Genomic DNA, 247 nt, shown 5'->3' on the forward strand with positions numbered 1-247 from the left:
TCACCTGCTCGAAGACGCTGTAGATGAAGTCATCCGCCAGCTGGCGACGCGTGCCGACCTTGGCGAACAGCAGCGCACAGCGCTCCAGCGCCTTGAGGTCACGGTCCAGATAGCGCACCTGGTCGGGCAGGCGTGCCATCGCCAGGCGCGTGATGCCATCACGGTGCGCGGCGGCGGCCTTGGCCGGATGATCGAACAGCTCCACGCTCAGATTCTGCTCGACCTGAGCCGTCGCGCTGGCAGGCGC

At 67.2% G+C, this 247-nt stretch carries 1 protein-coding gene; it reads right to left on the bottom strand.

The genetic code is table 11. The features are described from left to right. The coding region (locus R0J88_RS22430) for a DUF3418 domain-containing protein (RefSeq protein WP_410901232.1) at nt 1-247 on the bottom strand (247 nt) is incomplete at both ends.

This window comes from Pseudoalteromonas sp. SIMBA_162 (assembly GCF_046535955.1).
GTDB classification, from domain to species: Bacteria; Pseudomonadota; Gammaproteobacteria; order Enterobacterales; family Alteromonadaceae; genus Pseudoalteromonas; species Pseudoalteromonas marina.